The sequence below is a fragment of the Saccharothrix hoggarensis genome, assembly GCF_042678885.1.
GTDB lineage: Bacteria > Actinomycetota > Actinomycetes > Mycobacteriales > Pseudonocardiaceae > Actinosynnema > Actinosynnema hoggarensis.
Genome location: NZ_JBHTLK010000321.1, coordinates 1 through 6,000, shown reverse-complemented (window position 1 = coordinate 6,000; position 6,000 = coordinate 1). Strand labels below are relative to the sequence as shown.

Below are 6,000 nucleotides of genomic sequence, written 5' to 3'. Positions count from 1 at the left end.
CTCGCCGGGGTCGGCGGCGGCACGGCGGTCTCCGGGTCGCGCACCGGCACGGCGGTCGTCGCCGCGTTGTCCGACGGCAGCACGTCCAGCACCGCGCCCGCGACCGACCACGTCACCTCGCGCCGCCCGGCCACCACGCCGACCAGGTCGACCGCGATCACGGCGGTGTCGCCGGGCGCGAGCACGCCGAGGTCGCAGCGCACGCCGTCCACGTCGCACGTGCCGCGATCCGGGCGCAACGCGGTCAACCGGACCCCTTCGGGCACGGCGGCGGTCAGCGACGTCCCGGGCGACGCGGCCGGGCCGCGGTTCACGACCTCGACCTCCAGCGTGGTCGTCGCGCCGGTGTCCGCGTCGGGCACGTCGGCGGGCGCCGTGACGGCCAGGTCCACCGACTGCTGCCACGACGGCTCCTTCTGCCGACCGGGCAGGGTCGACGTGATCCGCCGGACCGCGCCCGTGGCGAGGGCCACGACGACCAGCTCCTCCGGCGACCGGAGATCGCCCGTGCGGCGGGCGGTCAGCACGACCCGCTCGCCGTCCGGGGCGAACGCCACGTCACGGGGCTGGAACGGGCCGTCGGGAGACCCGGTCAACGGCGCCGAGCACGTGTCGCGGCCCGCGGGCAGCAGCACGCGGCACTCGTCGTCCTCCACCGACACCAGCAGCACGCCGTCCGCCTCCCGGTTGAACGCCAGCGTGCGGCCGTCCGGGCTGAACACCGAGCTGTCGTCGGTGACCTCGCAGTCGAACCCGCAAACCGCCGCGGACACGTCCCGCTGCCCGTCCAGCGCGCCCGCGCGGGCCGTCCACACGTGGTTGTCGCGGACCTCGGCGGTGGGGCCGTCGAACACGCGACCCCTGGTGAACGCGAGCGTGCGGCCGTCCGGGGACCACGCGGGCTGCGTGTCCTCCTGGTCGGCGACCTCGGCGGGCGGCACGAGCCGTCCCGTCACCGCGCCCGTGGCGACGTCGACCACGACCACGCGGCTCGGACCGCCGTTCGGCCGCACCCCGCCGGGCGAGCGGCGGGCGAACGCCAGGGACCGGCCGTCCGGCGACCAGGCCGCGTCGAACTCCCAGTCCGTCGCCCGCCGGTCCGCCACCTCCAGCCTGCGCTGGTTGCCGCCGTCGGCGTCGGCCAGCCAGATCCGCTGCGCCCGCGTGCCGTCGACGTCCTCGAACCGGCTGAACGCGATCGTGCGGCCGTCGGGGGAGTAGGACTGCCGCTGCGTCCACGGGTCGAAGCCGGGACGCGGCCGGAACAGGAGGTTCGGGTCGTCCACGCTCTGCGGGTCCTCCCGCAGCACGACCACGCCGAGGTCGCGCGGGTCCGACCCGTCCGGGCGCACGTCCTGCAGGGTGGCGGTGAACCGGGTCGCCGCGCTGGTCCGGGCGACGACGAGGTGCCCGCCGCGCGCGTCGACCAGCCACGTCGGCGAGCCGACCGCGCGGTCCTCGGCCAGCAGCAGGCCGGGCGGCGCGGTGACCGGCAGGCCGGGCGACGTGTCGACCCGGTGCACCTTCTCCACGTTCGGGTCGGCCGGGCACGAGCACACCTGGTCGAAGCTGAGGAACAGCAGGCCCGCGCCGTCCGGCAGCCACGCGGGCGAGCGGCCGGCCCACCCCGCGAACACGCCGCCGAGCAGCGGCGCGCCCACGTCCCCGCCGTCGAGCACGCGGAGCCGTCGTCCGTCGGCGCCCTGGTCGAGCGTGTAGGCGATGCGGTCGTCACGGGGGTTCCACGCCGGCTCCACGGCCGCGCCGACCGGTTCGTCGGTGATCCGGGTGACCGGACCGCCCGCGACCGCCCGCCGGTACAGCTCCGCGCCGCCGTCGCGGTCCGAGGAGAACGCGATGCGCGCGCCGTCGGGCGAGAACGTCGGGGACGTCTCGTCGTCCGGTGTGTCGGTCAGCCGGCGCAGGCCCGTGCCGTCCGCGCCCACCAGCCACAGGTCGCGCTGCCCGCCCTCGGCGGAGTCGAACACCACGGACCGGCCGTCCGGCGACAGCTCCGGGTTGCCCGCGTCACGGCCCTCGGTGAGCCGGCGCACCGACCCGTCCGCCGCGCGCAGGTACACCTGGGGCGTCGGCGCGTCGCGCAGGCTGGTGAACACCACCAGGTCGCCGCGCGCGGACACGTGGTCGTCGTGGTGCGCCGGTCCCGCGCCCAGCAACGGGTCGCCGGCGCGCAGCTGGTCCGGCACGGGGTTCGTCACCACGCCGAGGCTGCGGTGGCCCGTGCCCGCGTACGCGATGCGGCCGACCACCGGCGGTTCGTCCTGCCGCGCCGACGCCGACACGGGCGTGGCGGTGTCGTGCACCACCACGACCACACCGCACAGCACCAACACCGCGGCGGTCGCGGCCGGCGCGGCGAGCGGCCGGGATCGCAGCCATCTCAACAAGGTGTCCACCTCCGTCTGGGACTCGCCCGAATCGTCGCCGCGACCGGCGGGCCGCGGCGAGGTCCCGGCGGGCACGGCGCGGGAAGAACCGGTGACCGTTCGGGCAAACCGGGGCCGTGCCGGGCCGTGCGGCGTGGACCGGGCCGTGCGGCGTGGACCGGGCCGTGCGGCGTGGACCGGGCCGTGTGTGAGGTCGGATCAGGGCGTGCCCGGGGTCAGATCAGGCCGTGCCGCATGACGTACCCGACGGCGTGCGCGCGGTTGCGCAGCTGGAGCCGCGTGGTCACCTCGTGCAGGACGTTCTTCACCGTGCGCTCGGAGAACGCCGTCTTCGCGGCGATCTCGGCCGTGTCGAAGCCCTCCGCCACCAGCCGCAGCATGTCGGCCTCGCGCGGGCTGAGCGTGGACAGCGTCGGCCCGTTGGGGTCCAGCACGCTGCGCTGCAACTGGTTCACGTGGTCCAGCAGCCGCCCGAGCAGGTCGCCCGGCAGCACCGCCTCCCCCTTGGCCAGCGCGGAAACCGTGGCCACCAACCGGTCCGCGTCCGCGTCCGCGCGGCGCAGCACGGCCGTGACGCCGCAGTCGATCGTGGTCTGCAACGAGTCCTGGTCGAAGCGGCCCACGACGAGCCCGGTGCGCGTGGACGTCGAGTGCCGCAGCCGCCGCAGCAACCGGACCGCCTCGTCGTCCACCTGGTCCACCACGACCAACGACACCTGGGCGCGCGGCTCTTCCTCCGGCCGCAGCACCTCCACCTCCGGCCGCGGGCGCAACTGGTAGGTGATCCCCGCCCGCAGCACCGGGTCCTCGGCGTACACCGCCACCGGAATCCTGTTCATGCCACCCCTCCCTCGAACCCGCCGTGCACACGCTGTCGACGCCATCGTGGGCGCTCGGAGGGCGAACGGGCAGGCGCGAGGGTGCGTCGGTGCACGGACTTGCCCGTACCGTGCCCTTTTCTCCCTGCCGGACACCGGCCCGCCGTGCCTACCGTTTCGCGGGTGACCACAACGACAGAGTTCGGACTCCCCACCGTGGTTGTCACGCCCGGTCAGGAGACCAGCACGACGATGACGGTGCGCAACGACAGCGAGATCGTCGAGGCGTACGAGTTCGAGGTGGTGGGCGACTGCGCCTCGTGGACCTCGGTGGAACCGGCGCGGCTGTCGCTGTTCCCGGGCACCTCGGAGGACGTGGCAGTGGTGCTGCGCCCGCCGCGGTCACCGTCCGTGCGGGCCGGCGAGGTGCCGCTCGCGGTGCGGGTGCTGCCCGCCGAACGACCCGAGTCCGTCGTCGTGACGGAGACCACGGTGATCGTCGAACCCTTTGCGGCGCAACGGGTGCGGCTCGTGCCGAAGCGCCGTCGGGCCTGGCGCAGCGCGCGCTACCGCGTCGAGGTGCACAACGGCGGCAACACGCCAGTCTCGGTGACGCCCGCGCTGCCCGAGGCCGACGACCACCTGAAGCACACCGTCACCGACCGACCGACCACAGTGGACCCGGACGGGCGGGCCGACCTCGAACTGCGGGTCCGCGTCGCGAAGCTGCTGTGGTTCGGCAAGCCCGTGACGTGGCCCGTCCGGCTGGACGTGGTCGCGCTCGCGGCCGAGGACCGGCACGAGCACGAGCTGGCCGGCGAGCTGGTGCAGCTCCCGATCCTGTCCCGGTGGCTGCTGTCGGCGCTGGCGACGCTGTTGGCGTTGCTGTTGCTGTGGTTGCTGCTGGTGCGCCCGGCGGTGCGCAGCGCGGCGCGCGAGGCCGTGGACGACCGGGCGCAGGAGATCGCGCAGGCCGCACCCGCCCCCGTGCCGAACCCGGACGCGGCCGCCGACCAGCCCGCCGGCCAGGAGCCGGGACAGCAGGGCCAGGGGCAGGGCCAAGGGCAGGGGCAGGGGCAGGGACGCGGCACGGGGGTCGGCGGTGGTGAGCAGAGCTCGGCCACCATCGAGGTCCGCACCGGGGCCGACCAGCAGGCCACGGGGACGTACGTGGTGCCGGAGGGCAAGGTCTTCCGCATCACCGACATCGTGCTGGCCAACCACCAGGGCGACGAGGGCGTGCTCACCATCGCGTTCGGCGAGCGCACGATCACCACGATCGCGCTGGAGACGTTCCGCAACCAGGACTACCACTGGGTGACGCCGATCGACATCCCGGCGAACGGCACCGTCACCGCGACCGTGTCGTGCTCCAGGCCCGGAACGCCCGCGAGCGGGCGGCAGGCGGCGGCGTGCGTGCAGCTGCTCAACGTCAGCGGCGAGCTGGGCGACCTGCCCACGTGAGCCGGGGGCGCGGTTCCGCGGACCACGCCACCACGCCACGACACCGCCGGCGTCACCTCGGAGGAGGTGACGCCGGCGGCTTTCGCGTGCTCGGGTCGGCGGGCTCAGGCGCCGTCGGCGCGGCGGTTCCACTCGTCGAGGAGGGCGTCGATCCACGCGAGCATCAACTCGGCGGTCGCGTCGTCCCGCCGGCTCCGGTAGCGGCGCAGCTCGTCGCACGCGGCCTCCAGCTCCACGTCCAGGTCGGACGTGGCGAGGTCGTCGGGACGGCTCACCGCTTCGGCGCGCCGTCGTGGGCGCTGCTTCGGGCGTTGTCCCGGGCACCGTCGCGGCCGTCGTCGCGGCCGTCGTCGCGAACGCCATTGTGGGCGGCGTTGTGGGCGGCGTTGCGCGCGGCGATCCGGAAGGCCTCGATGTACTTGGGCAGCTCGACCAGCGCGCGTTCCCACGTGCCCGCCGTCACCTGCTCGGCGAACACCGTGTCCACGGCGAACTGCGCCACCTCGGGGGCGATGCCGTCCACCTCCGCGTCGCGCAGCCGTCGGGACACCTCCAGGCGGTGCACCCGCGACCGGACCACTTCCAGCGTCCGGGTCAGCTCGGCGATCACCCGCTCGGCCTCGTCCGCCTCGACCACGAGCCAGCCCTTGTCGGCGAGGTCGAGGAACAGGTCGCCCGCGAACCTCTCCCGCGCGGCGCCGTCCGCCACACGACCTCCGTCTTCGTCGGGTCGCACAGCCATCGCACCTCCGTACGGGCACCGGGCCGGCACCGGTCCACCCGGAACCCCTGTTCGCCCTGCACCAGGGATGTCGATTGAGCCCATCACGTGGGAGCGCGCTGGTACAGGCCGTGGGCGCAGGTCTGCCCGTCCTTACCTCGTCCCGGCTCCGGTCAGTGCCCCGGACGGGAGCGGCATTGGGCCGATCGGGTGACGCTGGTTGAACTCTGAACCACTCGGACGTGCTGTCCGTGGGCTTCCTGCGTGAGGGTTCGGGGAGGGGACGACATGGCGACGACGACGGGTGACGGGCTGCGGGTCCGGGTCCTGGGGCCGGTGCGGGCCTGGCTCGACGACGTGGAGCGGGACCTGGGCGCGGCCCGGCGGCGGACCGTGTTCGCGGTGCTGGCGGGTCGCGCCGACCGGGTGGTGTCGCGGGAGGAGCTGGTGGACGGCGTCTGCGGCGACGCGCCGCCGGCCGGGGCGGTCGGCAGTCTGCACACCTACGTGGCGGGGCTGCGGCGGGCGCTCGGGCGGGCGCGGGGCGCGCTGGTGTCGCGGTCGGCGGGGTACTCGCTGCGGTTGGCGG

6 protein-coding genes are annotated in these 6,000 nt (G+C 75.0%); 2 read left to right on the top strand and 4 right to left on the bottom strand.

What is annotated here, in order from left to right; translation table 11 throughout:
- Positions 1-2,405 (bottom strand): hypothetical protein (locus tag ACFQ3T_RS33585; protein WP_380729686.1); only part of this gene is annotated, 2,405 nt, incomplete at its 3' end.
- Between the two features lie 218 nt (positions 2,406-2,623).
- Entirely contained in the window at positions 2,624-3,247 is a 624-nt protein-coding gene (locus tag ACFQ3T_RS33580; protein ID WP_380729684.1) for a helix-turn-helix transcriptional regulator, read from the bottom strand.
- A gap of 162 nt (positions 3,248-3,409) precedes the next feature.
- Here ACFQ3T_RS33580 and ACFQ3T_RS33575 point away from each other — a divergent pair, with 162 nt between their 5' ends.
- Positions 3,410-4,690 (top strand): COG1470 family protein, encoded by a 1,281-nt coding sequence (locus ACFQ3T_RS33575; RefSeq protein ID WP_380729683.1) that lies wholly within the window; start codon positions 3,410-3,412, stop codon positions 4,688-4,690.
- Between the two features lie 104 nt (positions 4,691-4,794).
- On the opposite strand, the gene ACFQ3T_RS33570 is transcribed toward ACFQ3T_RS33575, so the two are convergent.
- Both ACFQ3T_RS33570 and ACFQ3T_RS33565 read right to left on the bottom strand, forming a co-directional pair.
- Positions 4,795-4,965 (bottom strand): hypothetical protein, encoded by a 171-nt coding sequence (locus ACFQ3T_RS33570; protein ID WP_380729681.1) that lies wholly within the window; start codon positions 4,963-4,965, stop codon positions 4,795-4,797.
- Positions 4,962-5,432: a hypothetical protein gene (locus tag ACFQ3T_RS33565; RefSeq protein ID WP_380729679.1), complete on the bottom strand. Its 471-nt coding sequence runs from the start codon at positions 5,430-5,432 to the stop codon at positions 4,962-4,964. The genes ACFQ3T_RS33570 and ACFQ3T_RS33565 overlap by 4 nt, the downstream gene beginning before the upstream one ends.
- 267 nt (positions 5,433-5,699) lie before the next feature.
- Here ACFQ3T_RS33565 and ACFQ3T_RS33560 point away from each other — a divergent pair.
- Positions 5,700-6,000 (top strand): AfsR/SARP family transcriptional regulator (locus ACFQ3T_RS33560; RefSeq protein WP_380729677.1); only part of this gene is annotated, 301 nt, incomplete at its 3' end.